Source organism: Pseudomonas subflava, from assembly GCF_023823685.1.
Lineage (GTDB): Bacteria > Pseudomonadota > Gammaproteobacteria > Pseudomonadales > Pseudomonadaceae > Aquipseudomonas > Aquipseudomonas subflava.
In genome coordinates, this window is sequence record NZ_JAMXBF010000007.1 from 175280 (window position 1) to 195886 (window position 20607).

Consider the following 20607-nt stretch of genomic DNA (forward strand, 5'->3'; position numbering starts at 1 on the left):
GGGCCAAGCCATGCTGCGCAACCTGCTCCGTCGCCTGACCAAATTGCTGCTCTGGTTCGTCGCCGTCAGCGCCCTGCTGGTATTCGCCTTGCGCTGGATCGATCCACCCGGCACAGCGCTGATGATCGAGCGCAAGGTGCAGTCCTGGATCGATGACGAGCCGATCGACCTGCAGAGAACCTGGCGCCCCTGGAGCGAACTGCCCGACGACCTGAAGATCGCGGTGATCGCCGCCGAGGATCAGAAGTTCGCCGAGCATTGGGGCTTCGACGTCGCCGCCATCCGCCAGGCCCTGGAGCACAACGCCGAGGGCGGCAGCCTGCGCGGCGCCAGCACCATCAGCCAGCAGGTGGCCAAGAACCTGTTCCTCTGGTCCGGCCGCAGTTGGCCGCGCAAGGCGCTCGAGGCCTGGTTCACCGGGCTGATCGAGCTGTTCTGGTCGAAGCAGCGCATCCTCGAGGTCTACCTCAACAGCGTCGAATGGAGCGACGGCGTGTTCGGCGCCGAGGCGGCCGCGCGCCACCACTTCAATGTCGGCACGCCGTACCTGTCGCGCCAGCAGGCCTGCCTGCTCGCCGCCGTGCTGCCCAACCCGCGCGCCTGGAGCGCCAGCCGCCCGGGCCCACATGTGCAGCGCCGGGCCAACTGGATCCGCCGGCAGAGCTATCAGCTCGGCGGCAGCCACTACCTCAACCAGCTGTCGACGCCGCAGCCGCTGGCCCAGTGGTGGCCGGAGTGGCTGTCGAAACCCTAAGCAGGCCCCAGGCGATCAGCGCCTGGCCGGTGAAGTAGCAGCTGACGATCACCGGCACCGCATGGGGAAAGGGCTGGACGAACTTGTTCACGCCGATCAGCGAGTCCGCCAGCATGAACAGCACGGCGCCCAGCCACAGCGGCCCGGGGCTCGTCTCCAGGCGCCCGGCGAGCAGCACCATGCTCAGCAGACAGCTGAGATAAACCGCCACCGGCACCTGCAGCGCGCCTGCGGCCGGCAGCATCCAAGTGGCCATCGCCACGGTGTAAATCGCCACCGGCAGTGCACGCCAGTTCAGCCAGGGCCGACCGCGGCCGAGCCTGAAGAAGGCCACGGCAAAGGCGATCTGATTGACCAGGAACGCGAGCAGCGCCTGCATGAACAGGCCGTCGCGATCGCCGAAGTCGAGAAAGAAGTCGCCCGCGGCCGCCGCGGCAAATCCCAGCGCCAGCCAGCGCCCCGTCGCAGCGGGAAAGGCGCGCCAGACCAGCAGGGCGAACAGCAGCATGGGCAGCGGCTTGAGCAGCCAGCCCAGCGGATAGGGCTTGAGCGGCAGCAGCGCCAGGTAGAGCAGGCCGAGGCCCAGGGCGAGCAGGTAGCAGCGGCGTTGCGGGGCGGACATGGGGCGACTCCCGGTCGAGACGGATGTCCGATCCTGCCGGCCAATCGCTCCGTTACGCCACGCCGGGCGCGCCAGCGCCGCCGGCCGTGGGCGTCACTCGTTGAGCAGCCGCCGCGGCACCACGCGCAGCAGCTGCAGATTCCCGTCCTGCAGGTGAACGGTGAGCCCCAGTTGCGGATAGACCCAGGCCTCGCCCTTGGGTATCTGCAGGCGCAACCGCGGCTCGCCGAGGCTGGCGCTGAGACCGGCGGCGGCCGTGGCCTGGCGCGGGCGCAGGTTGAGCACGGCAATCGGACGCTCGGCCAGTTGCTCGAGCATGGCCTTCGATTGCGGCTGCTCCGCACCGCCGGGCTTGGCGCCGCTGGCGCGCGCCAGGCTGTCGCGCTGCGACTCGCTGAGCGCCAGCTCGGCCTCCAGCTGCCAGGTACCTTCGCCCAGGGAGGGCTGGTCCCGCAGTAACAGGCGCGGGCCATCCAGACGCGGCTGCAACCACAGCTCGGCCGTCGGCAATCGCGCGGCGAGCTGCCCCAGGTTCAGCCGTTCCTCGGCCAGCGGCTGCAGCACCTCAACCTGCCAGGCGCCGAGCCAGGGTATCGGCGCGGCCTCCTTCTCGCGGGGTGTCAGCAGCCAGTAACCCAGCAGGCAACTGGCCACGGCCACGATGGTGAACAGCAGGGCGGGTGGACGACGAGTCACGGCGATCCTCCGGACAGAAAAAAGCCGCACCTGGGTGCGGCTTCTCGGGTGGCTGACGCTTACGCCTGGATCGAGCCTTTCAGCTTGTTCATGGCGTTCTTCTCCAGCTGGCGAATGCGCTCGGCGGAGACGTTGTACTTGGCGGCCAGGTCGTGCAGGGTCGCCTTCTCCTCGGCCAGCCAGCGCTGGTGAAGGATGTCGCGGCTGCGCTCGTCCAGGCTCTCCAGCGCCTCGTGCAGGCTGGCGTTGGAGCTGTCGCTCCAGTCGGCATCCTCGAGCTGCATGGCCGGATCGTAGCGATGGTCTTCCAGGTAGTTGGCCGGCGACTTGAACGCGCTTTCGTCGTCGTCCTCCGCGGCCGGGTCGAAGGCCATGTCCTGGCCGGACAGCCGGCTCTCCATCTCGCGCACTTCGCGCGGCTCCACGCCCAGGCTCTCCGCCACCGCATGCACTTCGTCGTTGCTCAGCCAGGCCAGACGCTTCTTCTGGCTGCGCAGGTTGAAGAACAGTTTGCGCTGGGCCTTGGTGGTGGCGACCTTGACGATGCGCCAGTTGCGCAGAATGAACTCGTGAATCTCGGCCTTGATCCAGTGCACGGCGAAGGACACCAGGCGCACACCCATCTCCGGGTTGAAGCGCTTGACTGCCTTCATCAGGCCGACATTGCCTTCCTGGATCAGGTCGGCCTGGGCCAGGCCGTAGCCGGCGTAGCTACGGGCGATGTGCACCACGAAACGCAGGTGGGCCAGCACCATCTGGCGCGCGGCCTCGAGGTCCTGCTGGTAGTAGAGACTCTCGGCCAGCTCGCGCTCCTGCTCGACGGAAAGCAGCGGGATGCTGTTCACCGCATGCACGTAAGCCTCCAGGTTGGCGCCTGGGACTAGGGCATGGACAGGTTGCAGGGAAGTGGTCATCAAAAACCTCCGGTATTACAGAGCGGTGCAGTCTAGCACTGCCCCTTCTGAGCCGGGAACCTGTGGAAAAGTTCCCTTACAGTTGCTCATAAATTGATCAGAATCAACGCATTGCTAGCGTGGCGCGAGCTCGCTCAGGTGACGGGCGACGGCCAGCCAGGCGCCAATATAACCGAGGAATACCGCGCCCAACAGCAGCGAGAATCCATCGCCGGCGGGTACGCCCGCCAGAGCGAAATCGCTGCCGTAGAGACCGGCCAGGCGCACCACCGCATCGTTCAACCAGTCCAGACCGAAGGCCAACAAGGCCCAGGCGAGCAGGCCGGCGCCGAGACCGTAGAGCGCGCCCATATAGAGGAAGGGACGACGCACGTAGCCGTCGGTACCGCCGACCAGCTTGATCACCTCTATCTCGCTGCGGCGATTCTCGATGTGCAGGCGAATGGTGTTGCCGATCACCAGCAGCAGCGCCATCACCAGCAGCAGGGTCAGGCCGAAGACGAAGCGGTCGCCCAGGCCGAGAATGGCGGTCAGCCGCTCCACCCACTGCAGGTCGAGCTGCGCCTGGTCGACGGCAGGCAGCTCGGACAGACGCTGGCGCAGGGCCTCCAGGCGCGGCTTGTCGATTTCCTTGGGCGTCACCACCACCACCGCGGGCAGCGGGTTGTCCGGCAGCTCGCGCAGCGCCTGACCGAGGCCGGACTGCTGCTCGAACTCGGCCAGGCCGGCCTCGCGGCCGATGAATTCGGCCTCGGCCACGTCGGCCATAGCGGCGATCTCGTCGCGCAGTTGCAGACCCGCGTCGTCGCCGGCCTCCACCTTCAGGTACAGGGAAATCTGCGCGGCTTTCTGCCAGGAGCCGCCGAGACGCTCGACGTTGTCCAGCAATAGCGCCAGACCCATGGGCAGCGACAGCGCCACGGCCATCACCAGGCAGGTGAAGAAGCTGCCGATCGGCTGGCCGATCAGCCGGGCGAGACTGTCGACCAGGCTGGCACGGTGGCTCTCGACCCAGGCGGCGAACAGGGCGGAGAAGTCCGGGCCCTGCTTGATCGGCTTGTCGGTTTTGCTCTGCACGGCGCCGACGCGTTCGGCGGCCTTGATGTTGCGTTGCTTCTCGCTCATCAGCTGGCCTCCCCGTCGCCGATCAGTCGGCCGCGCTGCAGGGTCAGCATGCGGTGGCGCATGCGGGCGATCAGCGCCAGGTCGTGGCTGGCGATCAGCACCGTGGTGCCGAGGCGGTTGATGTCCTCGAACACGCCCATGATCTCGGCGGCCAGGCGCGGGTCGAGGTTACCGGTGGGCTCGTCCGCCAGCAGCAGGGCCGGGCGATGCACCACGGCGCGGGCGATGCCGACACGCTGCTGCTGACCGGTGGAGAGGTCGGCCGGGAACTGCTCGGCCTTGTCCGACAGCGACACACGCTCCAGCGCCGCGCCGACCCGCTTGGCGATGTCCGGCTTGGACAGGCCGAGGATCTGCAGCGGCAGGGCGACGTTGTCGAACACCGAGCGGTCGAACAGCAGCTGGTGATTCTGGAACACCACGCCGATCTGTCGACGCAGAAAGGGAATCTGCGCGGTGGTGATCTGCGACAGATCCTGGCCGGCCAGCAGCAGCTTGCCGCTGGTGGGCCTTTCCATCGCCAGCAGCAGGCGCAGCAGGGTGGACTTGCCGGCGCCGGAATGGCCGGTGACGAAGAGGAACTCGCCGCGGCGCACGCCAAAACTCAGTTCGTGCAACCCGACATGGCCGTTGGGATACCGCTTGCCGACCTGCTCGAATCGAATCATCCCTGTTCCTTCTGTGCAAAGAGCGCCTGGACGAAGTCGTCGGCGACGAAGGTGCGCAGATCGTCGATGCCTTCACCGACGCCGATGTAGCGGATCGGCAGGCCGAACTGCTTGGCCAGGGCGAAGATCACCCCGCCCTTGGCGGTGCCGTCCAGCTTGGTCAGGGCCAGGCCGGTGAGGGTCACGGCCTGGTTGAACTGCTTGGTCTGGTTGATCGCGTTCTGCCCGGTGCCGGCGTCCAGCACCAGCAGCACTTCGTGCGGCGCGGTCTCGTCCAGCTTGCCGATGACCCGACGGACCTTCTTCAGCTCCTCCATCAGGTTGTCCTTGGTGTGCAGGCGACCGGCCGTGTCGGCGATCAGCACATCCACACCGCGGGCCTTGGCGGCCTGTACCGCGTCGAAGATCACCGAGGCAGAGTCGGCGCCGGTGTGCTGGGCGATCACCGCGATGTTGTTGCGTTCGCCCCACACCTGCAGCTGCTCGACGGCGGCGGCGCGGAAGGTGTCGCCGGCGGCGAGCATGACCTTCTTGCCCTCGCCCTGCAGCTTCTTGGCCAGCTTGCCGATGGTGGTGGTCTTGCCGACGCCATTCACGCCGACCACCAGAATCACGTAGGGCTGTTTGCCCGCCTCGACCACCAACGGCTGCTCGACCGGCTTGAGCAGGTCACCCAGTTCCTCCTGCAGCGCCTTGTACAGCGCGCCGCTGTCGGCCAGTTCCTTGCGCGCCACGCGCTTGGTCAGGCTGCCAATGATCGCGCTGGTGGCCTCGACGCCGACGTCGGCCATCAGCAGACGGGTTTCCAGCTCGTCGAGCAGGTCGTCGTCGATGGCCTTCTTGCCAAGGAACAGGCTGGCCATGCCCTCGCCCAGGCTGGCGCTGGTCTTCGACAGGCTCTGCTTGAGACGGGCGAACCAGCCGCCCTGGTTGTCGCCGGGCTTGCTCTGCTCGACCTGTACCGGCGCGCTCTCGACCACGGGCTGCGGCTCGGGCTGGGCCTCGGCGGGAGTCGGCTGCTCATGCGTCGGGTGGGTGACTTCGCTGCCGGCATTGATGCGGAAACGCGAGAAGGGCTGCCTGGATTCTTCCACCAGCGGCTGGGCCTCGACCACCGGCAGGTGCTCGATCGGCGGCTGCACCACCGGCACGGTTTCGGCGGGCGCAGGCTCGCTCGGGACAGGTACGGCGGGTGCCTCGGCCGTGGCCTGGGTGGCGACGGATTCTTCCGCCGGAGCGGGCTCGGTCGCTACCGGCTCGGGCGCTGCGGCGGCCGATTCGGAGTGAGGTTGATCAGGTGTCGGCTGAGCGTCCTGCGGCTTCTTGCGCAACCAGCCGAACAGGGATTTCTTCTCGCCGGACTGCTCCGGTGATGGCTTGTCGTCTTGGGAACCAAACATGGGTCGCTTGATCTCAGGGGAGCCGCACGGATCGCCGCGCCGCCCCGGAAAAGGATGCGGTATCCTAGCACCTCTTCGCCCGCCGGCGGTACGACCGCCCGGGCCGTCCGAAAGGCTCAGGTTCCCCTATGACACGTCTCGCCCGCCGCTGTGCCGGCCTGCTCTTCGCTACATTCGTTCTCCCCCTGACGGCCCTGGCCGCAGCTCCCCAACCCACCCACGAATTCCAGCTGGACAACGGCCTCAAGGTCATCGTCCGCGAGGATCATCGCGCCCCCGTGGTGGTCTCCCAGCTCTGGTACAAGGTCGGCTCCAGCTACGAGACGCCCGGCCAGACCGGTTTGTCTCACGCCCTCGAACACATGATGTTCAAGGGCAGCCGCAAACTCGGCCCTGGCGAGGCCTCGCGCATCCTGCGCGAGCTCGGCGCCGAGGAGAACGCCTTCACCAGCGACGACTACACCGCCTATTACCAGGTGTTGTCGCGCGACCGCCTGGCCGTGGCCTTCGAGCTGGAGGCCGACCGCCTGGCCAGCCTCAAGCTGCCGGCCGACGAGTTCGCCCGCGAGATCGAGGTGATCAAGGAAGAACGCCGCCTGCGCACCGACGACAAGCCCTCGGCGCTGGCCTACGAGCGCTTCGAGGCCATGGCCTATCCCGCCAGCGGCTACCACACCCCGACCATCGGCTGGATGGCCGACCTCGAGCGCATGACCATCGATGAGCTGCGCCACTGGTACGAGGCCTGGTACGCGCCGAACAACGCCACCCTGGTGGTGGTCGGCGACGTCACCCAGGACGAGGTGCGCGGCCTGGCCGAGAAATATTTCGGTCCGATCCCACGCCGCGACGTGCCGCCGGCGAAGATTCCCCGCGAACTGGCCGAACCCGGCGAGCGCCGCCTTACCCTGCACGTGAAGACCCAGCTGCCGAGCCTGCTGATGGGCTTCAACGTGCCCGGCCTGGCCACCAGCGCCGACGCCCGCCAAGTGCATGCCCTGCGCCTGATCGCGGCGCTGCTCGACGGCGGCTACAGCGCCCGCCTGCCGTCGCGCCTGGAGCGCGGCGAGGAGCTGGTGTCCGGCGCCTCGGCGGGCTACGGCGCGTTCAAGCGCGGCGACAGCCTGTTCCTGCTCACCGCCACACCCAACGTGCAGAAGGGCAAGACCCTGGAACAGGCGGAGGCCGGCCTGTGGCGCCAGCTGGAAGATCTCAAGCACAGCGCGCCGAGTGATGAGGAACTGGCGCGGGTGCGCGCCCAGGTGATCGCAGCACTGGTCTACGAGCGCGACTCGATCACCAGCCAGGCCAGCACCATCGGCTCGCTGGAAACCGTCGGCCTGTCCTGGCGCCTGATGGACCAGGACCTCGCCGCCCTCGAGGCCGTCACCCCCGCCGACATCCAGAAGGCCGCGCAGACCTTCTTCACCCGCTCGCGCCTGTCGGTCGCCCACATCCTGCCCGAGAACATCCCCGAAGGAGACCAGCCATGAGCGCGCGCAACGGCCTGCGTTACGGCCTGCTCGGCCTCGGCCTGATCCTGCTGGTCGGCCTGCTGACATTCATCGCCACCCGCACCGCACAGGCGCCGACCGAGGCGCCCGCCCCCTCGAAGCAGCTGGAATCGCTCGCCACGCTCGAGGGCAAGGCGCCGAGCAAGCGCACTCTGGACATCCAGCAGTGGCGCACCGCCGAAGGCGCCCGCGTGCTGTTCGTCGAGGCGCGCCAGCTGCCGATGTTCGACCTGCGCCTGACCTTCGCCGCCGGCAGCAGCCGCGACGACGGCGTGCCCGGCCTGGCCACCCTGACCAACGCCATGCTCAACGAAGGCGTGGCCGGCAAGGACGTCACCGCCATCGCCGAAGGCTTCGAGGGCCTCGGTGCCGAATTCGGCAACGGCGCCTACCGCGACATGGCCATCGCCAGCCTGCGCAGCCTCAGCGCCGCCGAGCAGCGCGTGCCGGCGCTGAAGCTGTTCGAGCAGGTGATCGGCCAGCCGACCTTCCCCGAAGACTCGCTGGCGCGAATCAAGAACCAGCTGCTGGTCGGCTTCGAGTACCAGAAGCAGAACCCCGGCAAACTCGCCGGGCTGAAGCTGTTCGAGCGGCTGTACGGCAAGCACCCCTACGCCCATCCCAGCGAGGGCACCGAGCAGTCGATCCCGGGCATTTCCACGGACCAGCTGCGCGCCTTCCACGCCAAGGCCTATGCCGCCGGCAATGCGGTCATCGCCCTGGTCGGCGACCTGTCCCGCACCGAGGCGGAAGCCCTCGCCGCCGAGGTGTCCGCCGCCCTGCCGAAGGGCCCGGCGCTACCCCCGGTAGCCCAGCCCGAGGAGCCCGATCCCGGCCGCAGCCACATCGATTTCCCCTCCAACCAGACTCACCTGATGCTGGCCGAGCTCGGCGTCGACCGCCGCGACCCGGACCACGTCGCGCTGACCCTGGGCAACCAGATCCTCGGCGGCGGCGGCTTCGGCACCCGTCTGATGGAAGAGGTGCGCGAGAAGCGCGGCCTGACCTACGGCGTCTACTCCGGCTTCAGCCCAATGCAGGCCCGCGGCCCGTTCATGATCAACCTGCAGACCCGCGCCGATCAGAGCGAAGGCACCCTCGAACTGGTGCAGGGCATCCTCCGCGACTACTTGGCCAGCGGCCCGACCCAGCAGGAACTGGACGACGCCAAGCGCGAGATGGTCGGCAGCTTCCCGCTGACCACCGCGAGCAACGCCGACATCGTCGGCCAGCTCGGCGCCATGGGCTTCTACGATCTGCCACTGACCTATCTCGACGACTTCATGAGCGAAGCCCAGGCCCTCACCGTCGAACAGGTGAAGACCGCCATGGCCAAGCACCTGAATGCCGACAAGCTGGTGATCGTCACCGCCGGCCCTACCGTCGAGCAGAAGCCGCTCCCACCGCCCACCGACAAGCCGGCCGAGCAACCCTCCGGCCCACCGGGGCACTGATGCGCAAGTCCAGCGGCAAACCCGCCCCCAAGGCCGGCCACGGCGGCAGCGGCCAGCTGCGCATCATCGCCGGCCAGTGGCGCTCGCGACGCTTCGTCTTTCCCGAGGGCCCCGGCCTGCGCCCGACCCCGGACCGGGTGCGCGAGACGCTGTTCAACTGGCTGGCGCCGCATGTCGAGGGCGCCCACGTGCTCGACTGCTTCGCCGGCAGCGGCGCCATGCTGCTGGAGTCGCTGTCACGCGGCGCCGCCAGCGCCCTGGGCCTGGACCTCAACCCGCAATCGGTGGCGGCCCTGCGCGGCCATCTGGCCACCCTGCAATGCCCGGCCGGCCAGGTTCAGCAGGTGGACGCCCTGCGCTACCTCGAAGCCCAGCCGGCAACGCCCTTCGACCTGGTGTTCCTCGACCCGCCCTTCCACCAGAACCTGCTGGCCCCGGCCTGCACTCTGCTGGAAGAACGCGGCTGGCTGGCACCGCGCGCCTGGATCTACTGCGAGAGCGAGGCCGCCCCCTCGACCCTGGGCTTGCCGGCCAACTGGCGCCTGCACAGGGAAAAGCAGGCCGGCCAGGTGTATTACTCGCTGTGGCAGCGTGGCTGATGGCGCGCCGCCCCTCGCCGCTGCGCGATTTTGTCTACGACAACCTGCTCTATCTGTTGCTTATCCCGCTGGCACTGGCCCTGCTCCTCGCCGAGCAGGAGATCGGCCTGAGTCTCTCCCGCAGCATCCAGGAACCCTCGACAGGCCTGACCCTGGGCCTGGCGACGCAGCGGGCGATTGCCGTGCTGATCCTGATCTTCAGCGTGCGCGGTATGTGGCTCGGCAGCCGGCGCTGAGTACACATTCGTCCGGCCAATGGTGCTTTCTCTTTGCCTGCACAGGCCCTAGCCTGAGCGTTTCGGCACGACCCCGACCTCCATGCACGACTTCCAGCCCGCCTGGTGGCTCCCCAGTCCCCACCTGCAGACCCTGTTCGGCTCGCTGTGCCGCACCCCGCCTGCGCTTGCGCGTCAGCGCGAGCGGCTGTGGCTGGAGGATGGCGATTTTCTCGATCTGGACTGGCATGGCCCGCACGAGGCGAAGGCGCCGCTGGTGCTGGTGCTGCACGGGCTGACCGGGTCTTCCAGTTCGCACTATGTGCTCGGCTTGCAGCAGCAGCTGGCGGCGCGCGGCTGGGCCAGCGTGGCGTTGAACTGGCGCGGCTGCTCGGGCGAGCCCAACCTGCTGCCGCGCGGCTATCACTCCGGGGTCAGCGAGGACGTGGTCAGCGTGGTGCGCCACCTGCAGGCCCAGCGGCCGCTGGCGCCGCTCTACGCGGTCGGCTATTCGCTGGGCGGCAACGTGCTGCTCAAGTACCTGGGCGAATCGGGACGGGACTCGGGATTGCAGGCGGCGGTCGCGGTGTCGGTGCCCTTTCGCCTGGACCACTGCGCCGAGCGCATCGACCGCGGCTTCTCCAAGGTCTACCAGGCGCACTTCATGCGCGCGCTGGTCGCCTATGTGCGCGACAAGCAGCAGCGCTTCACCGACGAGGGCCACCACGAGCGCCTGGCGGCACTGCAGCAGCTGGGCTCGCTGGAGGGCATGCGCACCTTCTGGGATTTCGACGGCCGCTTCACCGCGCCGCTGCACGGCTACGCCGATGCGGACGACTACTACCGGCGCGCCTCCAGCCACTATTACCTCGGCAAGATCGCCACGCCGACGCTGATCATCCAGTCCAGCGACGACCCCTTCGTCTTTCCTCACAGCGTGCCGCAACAGGACGACCTTTCCCCCACCACGCATTTGGAGCTGCACGCCCGCGGCGGCCATGTCGGCTTCGTCGGCGGCTCGCCGCGGCGACCGGAGTTTTACCTGGAGCGGCGCATTCCCGCCTGGCTGGCCGGCGAGCGCTAACCCACCACCGCGTCCATCGGCACGTGCAGGCGCTGCAACAGCGCCTGCACGGCCTCGCGTGCGGCCTCGGTGACGTAGCCGCTCTCCAGCGCGAGGATCTGGTACACGCCGCGGCGCATCAGCTCCTCGCTGAGGTCGCCGGGGTTGCTGCGGATGGTGCAGAGGAAGCGTACCCAGGACGTCAGGATGATCCAGCTGTTGAGCACCAGCGCTTCGATCTGCTGGTCGTTCATCGCCAGGATGTTGGCGGCGGCGAAGCCCCGGTAGATATCGCCGGCGGCCTGCATGCAGCGGCTGGCGAAGGCGCGGTAGCGCGCGGCCAGTTCCGCGTCGGTTTCCAGCAGGTGCTCGAGGTCGCGGTGCAGGAAGCGGTAGTGCCACATGGCCGCCAGCAGCGCCTCCAGGTAGAAGGTCTTGTCGGCCACCGTCAGGGCGCGGCCGGACGGCGGGCGCAGGAAGGTGTCGACGCGGCCTTCGTACTGGGCGAACAGCTCGGCGATGATCGCCTGCTTGTTGCGGAAGTGGTAGTACAGGTTGCCCGGCGAGATGCCCAGGTGCGCGGCGATGTGGTTGGTAGTGACACTGCGCTCGCCCTGGGCGTTGAACAGCTCCAGGCTGGCTTCGACGATGCGGTCGCGGGTCTTGTTCTTCGGGGCCATGGTTCGGCTCACGCGGCAAAGGAGACAAAAGTACAGGGAAGCGCCCGATCTGACGACCGGCGTGGCCCTCGATTGACACTTTAGAGCATTTACTCTAAAAGTCATTCCATTCCCATCCTGCCGCATCCCGAGAGGACGCCACCATGGTCGCCGACGTTGCCTATCTCCAACAAAACCAACAGCAGATAGACGCCCTGGAGCCGTTGCTGGGCGCCCAGCGCGCCGCCTACCGTGCCAACCCGATGCCCTCGGCCGACCAGCGCCGCGCCTGGCTCAAGGCACTGCGCGAGGCGATCCTGGAGAACAAGCAGAATCTGCTCGACGCCGTCTCCCGCGACTTCAGCAACCGCGCCGAGAGCGAGACCCTGCTGGCTGAGATCATGCCGAGCCTGCAGGGCATCGACTACGCCAGCAAGCGCCTGGGCAAATGGATGAAGCCCTCGCGTCGCCATGTCGGCGTGGCCTTCCAGCCGGCCTCGGCGCGCGTGGTGTATCAGCCGCTCGGTGTGGTCGGGGTGATCGTGCCGTGGAACTACCCGCTGTACCTGGCCTTCGGCCCGCTGATCGGCGCCCTGGCCGCCGGCAACCGGGTGATGATCAAGATGAGCGAGTCGACTCCGGCCACCTCGCAGCTGGTCAAGGAGCTGCTGGCCAAAGTCTTCCCCGAAGACATGGTGGCCGTGGTGCTGGGCGAGGCCGAGGTCGGCATGGCCTTCTCCAAGCTGCCGTTCGACCACCTGCTGTTCACCGGCGCCACCAGCATCGGCAAGCACGTGATGCGCGCCGCCGCCGAGAATCTGGTGCCGGTGACCCTGGAGCTGGGCGGCAAGTCGCCGGCCATCGTCTCCGCCGACGTGCCGCTGGAGGACGCCGCCGAGCGCATCGCCTTCGGCAAGACCATGAATGCCGGGCAGACCTGCGTGGCGCCGGACTACGTGCTGGTGCCGCAGGAGCGCGTCGAGGAGTTCGTCGCCGCCTACCGCAAGGTCGTGCAGCGCTTCTACCCCACGCTGGCGAACAACCCGGACTACACCGCCATCATCAACGAGCGCCAGCTCGGTCGCCTCAAGGGTTACATCAGCGATGCCGAGGCCAAGGGCGCGCAGATCGTCCCGCTGTTCCCCGGCGACCAGGGCCGTCGTCTGGCTCACAGCCTGGTGCTCAACGTCAGCGACGAGATGAAGCTGATGCAGGAAGAGATCTTCGGCCCGCTGCTGCCGATCGTGCCCTATCAGCGCCTGGACGATGCCTTCGCCTACATTTCCGACCGCCCACGGCCGCTGGCCCTGTACTACTTCGGCTACGACAAGGGTGAGCAGCAGCGCGTGCTGCACGAGACCCACTCCGGCGGCGTGTGCCTCAACGACACCCTGCTGCACGTGGCCCAGGACGACATGCCGTTCGGCGGCATCGGTCCGTCCGGTATGGGTCACTACCACGGCCACGAGGGCTTCCTCACCTTCAGCAAGGCCAAGGGCGTGCTGATCAAGCAGCGCTTCAACGCAGCGCGCTTCATCTACCCGCCGTACGGCACGGCGATCCAGAAGCTGATCCAGAAGCTGTTCATCCGCTGAGGCCAGCCATGACCGACATCTCCAACGCTGCGCCGTCGCTGTCGCGCCGCGGCCTGCTCAAGGTCGGCCTGCTGGGCGGGGCGTTCCTGGCCACCGCCGGGGTCACCGCCAGCCTCAGCGGTTGCTCCGCCAGCGGCCCGGCCGCCGACTACGCCGTGCTGCGCGCCAGCGACCTGCCGAGCCTGCGCGCGATCATCCCGGTGGTGCTGGAGGGCGCGGTACAGCCGGACGCCCTGAAGGCGGCGGTGGATGCCACGCTGCAGGGCATCGACCGCAACCTGCATCACCTCTCGCCGGAGCTGCTCAAGCTGACCCAGCAGCTGCTCGACGTGCTGGCCATGGCCGTAACCCGCGGCCCGCTGACCGGCATCTGGGGCAGCTGGGAAAACGCCAGCGCGGACGATATCCGCCAGTTCCTGGTGCGCTGGGAACACAGTTCGCTGGACCTGCTACGCATGGGGCACGCCTCGCTGCTGCAGCTGATCCAGATGGCCTGGTACGCCCGGCCCCAGTCCTGGGCCCATTGCGGCTATCCCGGCCCGCCGCAGTTTTGACCTTGATGGCCGGCTGAGCGGCCAGCGTTGCTGCATGCGCGCTCGGACGGTGACTTGCCCCGAACGCCCGAAGTGCTGTCCAGAGGGCGATGTAACGAGCACTGCTCCGCCCCCGCGCACTTGCGCCTAGCCTGCCTCTAGCTCGCTCGGCTCGACTCCGAGCGCAATTACAAGAATGAGAGCCTGAACATGCCTGTACCCGATAGTTTCCGTGAAGGCCTGGCCCGTGGCTGGACCACCTACGACGGCTCGCGCCTGGAAAAAGACCTGCTGCTGGAGGCCGACGTCGCCATCATCGGCAGCGGCGCCGGTGGTGGTACCACGGCGGAAATCCTCAGCGCCGCCGGCTTCAAGGTGCTGCTGATCGAGGAAGGCCCGCTGAAGACCAGCAGCGACTTCAAGATGCAGGAGGCCGACGCCTACCCGCAGCTGTATCAAGAAGGTATCGGCCGCATGAGCAAGGACGGCGCCATCACCATCATGCAGGGTCGCGCCGTGGGCGGCACCACGCTGGTCAACTGGACCTCCAGCTTCCGCACCCCGGAGCCGACCCTGGCCCACTGGGCCGATGCGCATGGCGTTAAGGGCCACAGCGCCGCCGAGATGGCGCCCTGGTTCGAGCAGATGGAACAGCGCCTGGGCGTAGCACCCTGGGCCATTGCGCCGAACCCCAACAACGCGGTGATCAGCGCCGGCTGCGAGAAGCTCGGTTACGCCTGGCACATCATCCCGCGCAACGTACGCGGCTGCTGGAACCTCGGCTATTGCGGCATGGGCTGCCCGGTCAACGCCAAGCAGTCGATGCTGGTCACCACCATTCCGGCGGCGCTCGACAAGGGCGGCGCCCTGCTCTACCTGGCACGCGCCGAACGCCTGCTGCACGACGGCAACCATGTCACCGGCCTGGAATGCCTGGGCATGGACGAGCGCGCGGTGGCGCCCAACGGCCGGCGCATCATGGTCAAGGCCCGCCACTACGTGCTGGCCGGCGGCGGCATCAACTCGCCAGCGCTGCTGCTGCGCTCGCAGGCGCCGGACCCGCACCAGCGGGTCGGCAAGCGCACTTTCCTGCACCTGGTGAACTTCTCCGCCGCGCAGTTCGAGCAGGTCATCAACCCCTTCTACGGCGCGCCGCAATCGGTGTACTCCGACCACTTCCAGTGGGACGACGGCGTCGCCGGGCGCATGTCCTACAAGCTCGAGGTACCGCCGCTGCAACCGGCGCTGGCGGCCACCCTGCTCGGCCGCTTCGGCGTCGACAACGCCCTGCGCATGGAACAGCTGCCGCATACCAACGTAATGCTGGCCCTGCTGCGCGATGGCTTCCATCCGGACAGCGCCGAGGGCACGGTGGAGCTGCGCGGCGACGGCACCCCGGTGCTCGACTACCGCATGACCGACTACACCTGGGACGGCCTGCGTCGGGCCTTCCACAGCATGGCCGAGATCCAGTTCGCCGCCGGCGCCAAGGCCGTGCTGCCGCTGCACGCCGCCGCCGAGTACGTGAAGAGCCCGGCCGAGGCCCGCGCGCTGATCGACCGCCTCGACCTGCGCCTGTTCCAGACCCGCCTGGGCAGCGCCCACGTGATGGGCGGCTGCGCCATGGGTGAGGACGCGACGATGGCGGTCACCGACAGCCTCGGTCGCCATCACCAGCTGGAGAACCTGTCGATCCACGATGGCTCGCTGTTCCCCACCAGCATCGGCGCCAACCCGCAGCTATCGATCTACGGCCTCACCGCCCAGCTCTCGACGCTGCTGGCCGAGCGTCTCCAGGCTTGACCATGGGCAGCAAGCTGATCGCCGTCCTGTTGCTGGTCGCCGGCATCATTCACCTGCTGCCGCTGGTCGGCGTGCTCGGTGGCGAACGGCTCAAGCTTTGTACGGGCTGGCGCTGGACGAGCCGAACCTGCAGATCCTGATGCGCCACCGCGCCGTGCTGTTCGGCCTGCTCGGCGCGCTGCTGGTGGCCGCCGCCTTCACGCCCGGCCTGCGCGGCGTGGCGTTGCTCGGCGGCCTGGTCAGCGTGGTCAGTTTTCTCCTGCTGACCTGGAGCGCCCCCTTCTACAACGAGGCCCTGGGCCGCGTCGTGGTCGCCGACTGGGCAGCTCTTGCCTGCCGGTTGCCGGCCGCGGCGCTGCATCTGCGCGCAGCCTGAGGCTTTTCCGCCGGGGAAGCGCTGCGCTACCATCCGCGACTCTTACCGCTCCGAGCAGGACGAGACGATGAATCGAGTGTTGTACCCGGGCACTTTCGACCCCATCACCAAGGGTCATGGCGACCTGATCGAACGCGCCTCGCGCCTGTTCGACACCGTGATCATCGCGGTGGCCGCCAGCCCGAAGAAGAACCCGCTGTTCCCCCTGGAACAACGCGTCGAACTCGCCCGCGAGGTCACCCGGCACCTGCCCAACGTCGAGGTGGTCGGCTTCTCCACCCTGCTGGCGCACTTCGTCAAGGAGCAGAACGCCAACGTGTTCCTCCGCGGCCTGCGCGCGGTGTCCGACTTCGAGTACGAGTTCCAGCTGGCCAACATGAACCGCCAATTGGCGCCGGACGTGGAGAGCATGTTCCTCACCCCGTCAGAGAAGTATTCCTTCATCTCCTCGACCCTGGTGCGCGAAATAGCGGCGCTGGGCGGCGACATCAGCAAGTTCGTCCATCCGGCCGTCGCCGACGCCCTGGCCGAGCGTTTCAAGCGATAGCCTCGGGCCGCGAGCGGGTGGCTCCGTCGCCCGCGCATGGCGCGATGCCGGTCAATCCGGCACAATTCGCCCATTGAATGCCTGAGAGTGCCGAGCCCGCCGGGCCTGGCAGGAGTTGCCCCGATGTCCCTGAAAATCACCGACGACTGCATCAACTGCGACGTCTGCGAACCCGAGTGCCCGAACGGCGCCATCTCCCAGGGTGAGGAGATCTATGTGATCGACCCCAACCTGTGCACCGAATGCGTCGGCCACTACGACGAGCCGCAATGCCAGCAGGTCTGCCCGGTGGACTGCATCCCGCTCGACGACGCCAATGTCGAGAGCAAGGACCAGCTGATGGACAAGTACCGGCGCATCACCGGCAAGGCCTGAGTCACCCGCCGCACCGCGAGGTGCCGATCTTCGCTAGGCTATGGGCCTGCCCAGCACGGATCGAGCCCATGCCCCACAAGACGCTTCTCGCCTGCCTGCTGCTGACCTGCGCACTCGCCGCCCAGGCCGCGCCGCCCAAACCGCAGCAGGCCGCCGTCGCCACCGCCCACCCCGCCGCCACCGTCGCCGGCCTGGAAACCCTGGCCCACGGCGGCAACGCCTTCGACGCCGCGGTGGCCATCGCCGCCGCGCTGGCGGTGGCCGAGCCGTATGGTTCGGGCCTCGGCGGCGGCGGCTTCTTCCTGCTGCGTGAGGCCGGCGACCAGCCGACCTACCGTTTCGTCGACGCCCGCGAACGCGCGCCGCTGGCCGCCGGCCCCGACCTGTACCGGCGCGACGGCACGGTGCAGCGCGAGCTGTCGCTGAACGGCCCGCTGGCCGCCGCCATTCCCGGCCTGCCGGCAGCGCTGGCGCACCTGGCCGAGCGCTACGGCAAGCTGCCTCTCACCGATTCGTTGACCCCGGCCATCCGCCTGGCCCGCGACGGCGTGGGCATCGACCGGGTCTACCGCGAGCGCGCCGAATGGCGCCTGAAGGCCCTCGAGCAGGACCCGACCAGCGCCGCCATCTTCCTCGACCAGGGACGCATTCCCGACGAGCACGGCCTGCTGCGCCAGCCGGCGCTGGCGCGTACCCTCGAACGCCTCGCCAGGGACGGCCACGCCGGGTTCTACGACGGCGAGACGGCGCGCCTGCTGGTCGACGGTGTGCAGACCGCAGGCGGCATTTGGAGCGCGCGCGATCTGCGCGACTACCGGGTGGTCGAGCGTCAGCCGCTGCGCGTCAACCTCGCCGATGGACGCGAGCTGATCAGCGCGCCGCCGCCCTCGGCCGGTGGCGTGGCGCTGGCCCAGAGCCTGCTGATGCTGGAGCGGCTGAACTGGCGCCAGGCCGGCGCGGTGCAGCGCAGCCACTATGTGATCGAGAGCCTGCGCCGTGCCTACCGCGACCGCGGCCTGCTGGGCGACCCGGACCAGGTGCGCAATCCGCTGACCCAGCTCCTCGACGCTCAGCACCTGCAGCGCCTGGCTGGCGGCATCGAGCTGCAGCGCGCAACACCCAGCGCCAGCCTGCCGCCGATGCCCGCCTGGCGCGAGGGCGATCACACCACCCACTTCACGGTGCTGGACGCCGAGGGCAACGCGGTGGCCGCCACCCTGTCGATCAACCTGCCGTTCGGCGCCGCCTTCACCGTGCCCGACACCGGCGTACTGCTGAACAACGAGATGGACGACTTCGCCGCCGATCCGCGCGGCAGCAACGCCTACGGCCTGACCGGCAGCCAGGCCAACGCCATCGCCCCGGGCAAGCGGCCGCTGTCGTCGATGAGCCCGACCTTCATCGAGAGCGAGAAGGAGCTGGCCAGCTTCGGCACGCCGGGCGGCAGCCGCATCCCCAGCATGGTGCTGCTGGCGATACTCGACTACCTGGACGGTAAGCCGGTGTCGCAATGGCCGGCTACGCCGCGCTATCACCACCAGTATTTGCCCGACGTGGTCGAGTACGAGGCCGACGCCTTCAGCCCCGGCCAGTTGAGCGGCCTGGAACTGCGTGGGCACAAGCTCAAGCGGGTGGAGCGGCGCTACGGCAACCAGCAGGTACTGCTGTGGCGCAAGGACAGTGGCCAAGTCGAGGCCGCCAGCGACCCGCGCGGCGTGGGCCGGTCTGCGCTGTGGAAATGAGGACCGCAGAAACGCGAAAGCCGGTCAGGTAACCGGCTTTCGATGACGCGGCGAAGGATCAGTCCTTCCTGTAGCCGCTCTCGGTGCAGCCCAGGCAGCGTACGAAGGCCGCGGCGCCCGGCTCGACCACCAGCGCCTTGCCGGCTTCCTTGACGTTGCCGCCGGCGGCGGTGAACGGCAGGCTGATCAGGAACAGGCCGGCGCCGATCACGGTACCGGCGATCAGCAGCGGACGGGCGATCAGCAGGTCACCGGCCATGGCGTAGCCCTTGGGAGCTTCCACGGAATAGATGGGATCGCCGCTGGTGTTCTGTTGAACCACTTCCGCCTGCGCCGGCAGTGCCAGCAGGCCAGTGGTCAGAGCCAAGACAGCGGCGGTGGTGCGAAACAGGTTCATGGCGCGATCCTTCATTGTGTCGTTATGGCAGAACGTTGCAGCTAACTATAACAGTGCTCGCGCAATTGTCAGCGTGAACGCCGTCAATCGCCGTGGAAGGCGTATTCCGGCTTCTTCGGCACATAGGGACGGAAGAACTCCAGCAGCGCCCGCAGGTCCGCTTCGGCATCGCCGGTCGGCTGGAACGGCGCGCCGATCACCACCCGGCGATTGGCGAAGTCCAGCGCCCCCGGCACGATCGGCACGCCCGCCCCCAGCGCGATGTGGTAGAAGCCCATCTTCCAGCGCTCGACCTTCTTGCGCGTGCCTTCCGGCGACAGCACCAGGATGAATTCGCGGTTGTCGCGAAAGCCCTGGATCGCCTGCTCCACCATGTTCAGGCTGAGGTGACGCTGGATCGGGATGCCGCCCCAGCGACGCATCAGGCCGCCGAAGGGCCAGCGGAAGATGCTGTGCTTGCCGAACCAGCGGGCATTGAGGCGCAGCACGAACTTCAGCGCGATGAAGATCACGAAGTCCCAGTTGGACGTGTGGTGGGCGCCGATGGCGACGAACCGGTCGAGCCGGGGCAGCTGCCCCTCGATGCGCCAGCCCATGAGCCGCAGCACGGTGCGCCCGAGCCACTCCGCGAGCGGATTGGGCGGCAGGTAGTTGCCGGACATCTCTGACCTCTTGTTCTTGTTCTCGGCGGTGTCGCGCAATCGCTGTCAGCGCTGGCAGCGCGGGCAGTACACGCTGGCGCGCTGGCCCAGCTTCACCTCGCGCAGGGTGCCGCCGCAGGCCTTGCAGAACTCGCCGCCGCGGCCGTAGGCGAACAGCTCCTGCTGGAAGTAGCCCGGCTGGCCATCGCCGCCGACGAAGTCGCGCAGGGTGGTGCCGCCACGCTCGATGGCATGGGCGAGGATGCGCTTGATCTCCAGCGCCAGCGCCACGTAGCGGGCGCGGGAAATCGACCCGGCGGCGCGGCGCGGGTCGATGCCGGCGGCGAACAGCGCCTCCGTCGCATAGATGTTGCCCACGCCCACCACCACGGCGTTGTCCATGATGAACGGCTTGACCGCCATGGCCCGGCCACGCGAGAGCTGGTACAGACGCTCGCCGTCGAAGGCCTCGGTCAGCGGCTCCGGGCCCAGGCGCACGAGCAACTCGTGGCCGAACGGGTCGTTGCTCCAGAGCAGCGCACCGAAGCGCCGTGGATCGGTGTAGCGCAGAGCCATGCCGGACTCCAGCTCAATGTCGACATGCTCGTGCTTGGCCGCCGGGGTACCCACCGGCACCAGGCGCAGGCTGCCGGACATGCCCAGGTGGCCGATCAGCGTGCCGGCCTCGGCATTGATCAGCAGGTACTTGGCGCGCCGCTCCACCGCCTCGATGCGCTGGCCCGACAGGCGCACGTCGAGGTCTTCGGGAATCGGCCAGCGCAGGCGGCGCTCGCGCACCAGCACGCGGCTGACGCGGCGTCCCTCGAGATGAGGCGCGATGCCGCGGCGGGTGGTTTCGACTTCGGGGAGTTCGGGCATGGACGTCAGACTGCGACGAAAGGGGCGGCCACCTTA

23 protein-coding genes and 1 pseudogene are annotated in these 20607 nt (G+C 68.3%); 14 read left to right on the forward strand and 10 right to left on the reverse strand.

The annotated features are described in order from the left end of the window. Positions 1-10 precede the first annotated feature (10 nt). The gene (gene mtgA / locus NF616_RS12230; protein WP_252273554.1) at positions 11-754 is read left to right on the forward strand and encodes a monofunctional biosynthetic peptidoglycan transglycosylase; all 744 of its coding nucleotides are present in this window, start codon (positions 11-13) and stop codon (positions 752-754) included. Here the strand turns inward: mtgA and NF616_RS12235 are convergent. The 6 genes from NF616_RS12235 to ftsY all read right to left on the reverse strand — a co-directional run bounded on the left by NF616_RS12235 (position 690) and on the right by ftsY (position 6179). Next, a complete protein-coding gene (locus tag NF616_RS12235) occupies positions 690-1376 on the reverse strand; it encodes a lysoplasmalogenase (RefSeq protein ID WP_252273555.1) in 687 nt (228 codons plus the stop codon). The genes mtgA and NF616_RS12235 overlap by 65 nt on opposite strands. Positions 1377-1469: 93 nt before the next feature. Then, positions 1470-2072 carry a hypothetical protein gene (locus tag NF616_RS12240; protein ID WP_252273556.1) on the reverse strand — a complete coding sequence of 201 codons (603 nt, stop codon included), beginning with the start codon at positions 2070-2072 and terminating at the stop codon, positions 1470-1472. Positions 2073-2131: 59 nt separating this feature from the next. Further along, positions 2132-2986 (reverse strand): RNA polymerase sigma factor RpoH, encoded by an 855-nt coding sequence (gene rpoH, locus NF616_RS12245; RefSeq protein WP_252273557.1) that lies wholly within the window; start codon positions 2984-2986, stop codon positions 2132-2134. A 114-nt stretch (positions 2987-3100) separates the two neighbouring features. After that, positions 3101-4111 (reverse strand): permease-like cell division protein FtsX, encoded by a 1011-nt coding sequence (ftsX, locus tag NF616_RS12250; protein WP_252273558.1) that lies wholly within the window; start codon positions 4109-4111, stop codon positions 3101-3103. Continuing rightward, on the reverse strand, positions 4111-4779 hold the full coding sequence (gene ftsE, locus NF616_RS12255; RefSeq protein ID WP_252273559.1) for a cell division ATP-binding protein FtsE: 669 nt from the start codon (positions 4777-4779) through the stop codon (positions 4111-4113). Before ftsE ends, ftsX begins: the two co-directional genes overlap by 1 nt. Then, positions 4776-6179, reverse strand: a complete 1404-nt coding sequence (gene ftsY, locus NF616_RS12260; RefSeq protein WP_252273560.1) for a signal recognition particle-docking protein FtsY — start codon at positions 6177-6179, stop codon at positions 4776-4778. The genes ftsE and ftsY overlap by 4 nt, the downstream gene beginning before the upstream one ends. 54 nt (positions 6180-6233) lie before the next feature. Here ftsY and NF616_RS12265 point away from each other — a divergent pair. The 5 genes and pseudogenes from NF616_RS12265 to NF616_RS12285 form a co-directional block, all read left to right on the forward strand. Beyond that, positions 6234-7673 (forward strand): annotated as a pseudogene (locus NF616_RS12265) (M16 family metallopeptidase); the annotation flags it as partial. After that, on the forward strand, positions 7669-9147 hold the full coding sequence (locus tag NF616_RS12270) for a M16 family metallopeptidase (RefSeq protein WP_252273562.1): 1479 nt from the start codon (positions 7669-7671) through the stop codon (positions 9145-9147). The pseudogene NF616_RS12265 and the gene NF616_RS12270, both read left to right, overlap by 5 nt. Beyond that, a complete protein-coding gene (gene rsmD / locus NF616_RS12275) occupies positions 9147-9746 on the forward strand; it encodes a 16S rRNA (guanine(966)-N(2))-methyltransferase RsmD (RefSeq protein WP_252273563.1) in 600 nt (199 codons plus the stop codon). Before NF616_RS12270 ends, rsmD begins: the two co-directional genes overlap by 1 nt. Further along, positions 9746-9982 (forward strand): hypothetical protein, encoded by a 237-nt coding sequence (locus NF616_RS12280; RefSeq protein ID WP_252273564.1) that lies wholly within the window; start codon positions 9746-9748, stop codon positions 9980-9982. The genes rsmD and NF616_RS12280 overlap by 1 nt, the downstream gene beginning before the upstream one ends. Positions 9983-10064: 82 nt before the next feature. Next, complete coding sequence (locus tag NF616_RS12285) at positions 10065-11045, forward strand: hydrolase (RefSeq protein ID WP_252273565.1); 981 nt, start codon at positions 10065-10067, stop codon at positions 11043-11045. Here the strand turns inward: NF616_RS12285 and NF616_RS12290 are convergent. Continuing rightward, entirely contained in the window at positions 11042-11704 is a 663-nt protein-coding gene (locus NF616_RS12290) for a TetR/AcrR family transcriptional regulator (RefSeq protein ID WP_252273566.1), read from the reverse strand. The genes NF616_RS12285 and NF616_RS12290 overlap by 4 nt on opposite strands. A 143-nt stretch (positions 11705-11847) precedes the next feature. Here NF616_RS12290 and NF616_RS12295 point away from each other — a divergent pair, with 143 nt between their 5' ends. The 8 genes from NF616_RS12295 (at position 11848) to ggt (ending at position 18654) form a co-directional block, all read left to right on the forward strand. Then, positions 11848-13278 carry a coniferyl aldehyde dehydrogenase gene (locus NF616_RS12295; protein ID WP_252273567.1) on the forward strand — a complete coding sequence of 477 codons (1431 nt, stop codon included), beginning with the start codon at positions 11848-11850 and terminating at the stop codon, positions 13276-13278. Between the two features lie 8 nt (positions 13279-13286). Next, complete coding sequence (locus NF616_RS12300; protein ID WP_252273568.1) at positions 13287-13832, forward strand: twin-arginine translocation pathway signal protein; 546 nt, start codon at positions 13287-13289, stop codon at positions 13830-13832. Positions 13833-14021: 189 nt separating this feature from the next. After that, a complete protein-coding gene (locus tag NF616_RS12305) occupies positions 14022-15614 on the forward strand; it encodes a GMC family oxidoreductase (RefSeq protein ID WP_252273569.1) in 1593 nt (530 codons plus the stop codon). 2 nt (positions 15615-15616) lie between these two features. Continuing rightward, positions 15617-15754, forward strand: a complete 138-nt coding sequence (locus tag NF616_RS12310; RefSeq protein WP_252273570.1) for a hypothetical protein — start codon at positions 15617-15619, stop codon at positions 15752-15754. Then, complete coding sequence (locus NF616_RS12315; RefSeq protein WP_252273571.1) at positions 15754-15990, forward strand: hypothetical protein; 237 nt, start codon at positions 15754-15756, stop codon at positions 15988-15990. Before NF616_RS12310 ends, NF616_RS12315 begins: the two co-directional genes overlap by 1 nt. 67 nt (positions 15991-16057) lie before the next feature. Further along, entirely contained in the window at positions 16058-16537 is a 480-nt protein-coding gene (gene coaD / locus NF616_RS12320; RefSeq protein ID WP_252273572.1) for a pantetheine-phosphate adenylyltransferase, read from the forward strand. Positions 16538-16660: 123 nt separating this feature from the next. Continuing rightward, complete coding sequence (locus tag NF616_RS12325; protein WP_252273573.1) at positions 16661-16912, forward strand: YfhL family 4Fe-4S dicluster ferredoxin; 252 nt, start codon at positions 16661-16663, stop codon at positions 16910-16912. 68 nt (positions 16913-16980) lie between these two features. Further along, entirely contained in the window at positions 16981-18654 is a 1674-nt protein-coding gene (ggt, locus tag NF616_RS12330) for a gamma-glutamyltransferase (RefSeq protein ID WP_252273574.1), read from the forward strand. Positions 18655-18712: 58 nt separating this feature from the next. On the opposite strand, the gene NF616_RS12335 is transcribed toward ggt, so the two are convergent. The 3 genes from NF616_RS12335 to mutM all read right to left on the reverse strand — a co-directional run bounded on the left by NF616_RS12335 (position 18713) and on the right by mutM (position 20571). Next, the gene (locus NF616_RS12335; RefSeq protein ID WP_252273575.1) at positions 18713-19051 is read right to left on the reverse strand and encodes a multidrug transporter; all 339 of its coding nucleotides are present in this window, start codon (positions 19049-19051) and stop codon (positions 18713-18715) included. An 83-nt stretch (positions 19052-19134) separates the two neighbouring features. Then, positions 19135-19713, reverse strand: a complete 579-nt coding sequence (locus tag NF616_RS12340; protein ID WP_252273576.1) for a lysophospholipid acyltransferase family protein — start codon at positions 19711-19713, stop codon at positions 19135-19137. 45 nt (positions 19714-19758) lie between these two features. Further along, the gene (gene mutM, locus NF616_RS12345) at positions 19759-20571 is read right to left on the reverse strand and encodes a bifunctional DNA-formamidopyrimidine glycosylase/DNA-(apurinic or apyrimidinic site) lyase (protein ID WP_252273577.1); all 813 of its coding nucleotides are present in this window, start codon (positions 20569-20571) and stop codon (positions 19759-19761) included. Between the last annotated feature and the right edge of the window lie 36 nt (positions 20572-20607).

Bases quoted from the DNA above. Each gene is read 5' to 3' on its own strand.
- mtgA (WP_252273554.1), top strand. From the start codon at position 11: ATGCTGCGCAACCTGCTCCGTCGCCTGACCAAATTGCTGCTCTGGTTC.
- NF616_RS12235 (WP_252273555.1), bottom strand. From the start codon at position 1,376: ATGTCCGCCCCGCAACGCCGCTGCTACCTGCTCGCCCTGGGCCTCGGC.
- rpoH (WP_252273557.1), bottom strand. From the start codon at position 2,986: ATGACCACTTCCCTGCAACCTGTCCATGCCCTAGTCCCAGGCGCCAAC.
- ftsX (WP_252273558.1), bottom strand. From the start codon at position 4,111: ATGAGCGAGAAGCAACGCAACATCAAGGCCGCCGAACGCGTCGGCGCC.
- ftsE (WP_252273559.1), bottom strand. From the start codon at position 4,779: ATGATTCGATTCGAGCAGGTCGGCAAGCGGTATCCCAACGGCCATGTC.
- ftsY (WP_252273560.1), bottom strand. From the start codon at position 6,179: ATGTTTGGTTCCCAAGACGACAAGCCATCACCGGAGCAGTCCGGCGAG.
- NF616_RS12270 (WP_252273562.1), top strand. From the start codon at position 7,669: ATGAGCGCGCGCAACGGCCTGCGTTACGGCCTGCTCGGCCTCGGCCTG.
- rsmD (WP_252273563.1), top strand. From the start codon at position 9,147: ATGCGCAAGTCCAGCGGCAAACCCGCCCCCAAGGCCGGCCACGGCGGC.
- NF616_RS12280 (WP_252273564.1), top strand. From the start codon at position 9,746: ATGGCGCGCCGCCCCTCGCCGCTGCGCGATTTTGTCTACGACAACCTG.
- NF616_RS12285 (WP_252273565.1), top strand. From the start codon at position 10,065: ATGCACGACTTCCAGCCCGCCTGGTGGCTCCCCAGTCCCCACCTGCAG.
- NF616_RS12290 (WP_252273566.1), bottom strand. From the start codon at position 11,704: ATGGCCCCGAAGAACAAGACCCGCGACCGCATCGTCGAAGCCAGCCTG.
- NF616_RS12295 (WP_252273567.1), top strand. From the start codon at position 11,848: ATGGTCGCCGACGTTGCCTATCTCCAACAAAACCAACAGCAGATAGAC.
- NF616_RS12300 (WP_252273568.1), top strand. From the start codon at position 13,287: ATGACCGACATCTCCAACGCTGCGCCGTCGCTGTCGCGCCGCGGCCTG.
- NF616_RS12305 (WP_252273569.1), top strand. From the start codon at position 14,022: ATGCCTGTACCCGATAGTTTCCGTGAAGGCCTGGCCCGTGGCTGGACC.
- NF616_RS12310 (WP_252273570.1), top strand. From the start codon at position 15,617: ATGGGCAGCAAGCTGATCGCCGTCCTGTTGCTGGTCGCCGGCATCATT.
- NF616_RS12315 (WP_252273571.1), top strand. From the start codon at position 15,754: ATGCGCCACCGCGCCGTGCTGTTCGGCCTGCTCGGCGCGCTGCTGGTG.
- coaD (WP_252273572.1), top strand. From the start codon at position 16,058: ATGAATCGAGTGTTGTACCCGGGCACTTTCGACCCCATCACCAAGGGT.
- NF616_RS12325 (WP_252273573.1), top strand. From the start codon at position 16,661: ATGTCCCTGAAAATCACCGACGACTGCATCAACTGCGACGTCTGCGAA.
- ggt (WP_252273574.1), top strand. From the start codon at position 16,981: ATGCCCCACAAGACGCTTCTCGCCTGCCTGCTGCTGACCTGCGCACTC.
- NF616_RS12335 (WP_252273575.1), bottom strand. From the start codon at position 19,051: ATGAACCTGTTTCGCACCACCGCCGCTGTCTTGGCTCTGACCACTGGC.
- NF616_RS12340 (WP_252273576.1), bottom strand. From the start codon at position 19,713: ATGTCCGGCAACTACCTGCCGCCCAATCCGCTCGCGGAGTGGCTCGGG.
- mutM (WP_252273577.1), bottom strand. From the start codon at position 20,571: ATGCCCGAACTCCCCGAAGTCGAAACCACCCGCCGCGGCATCGCGCCT.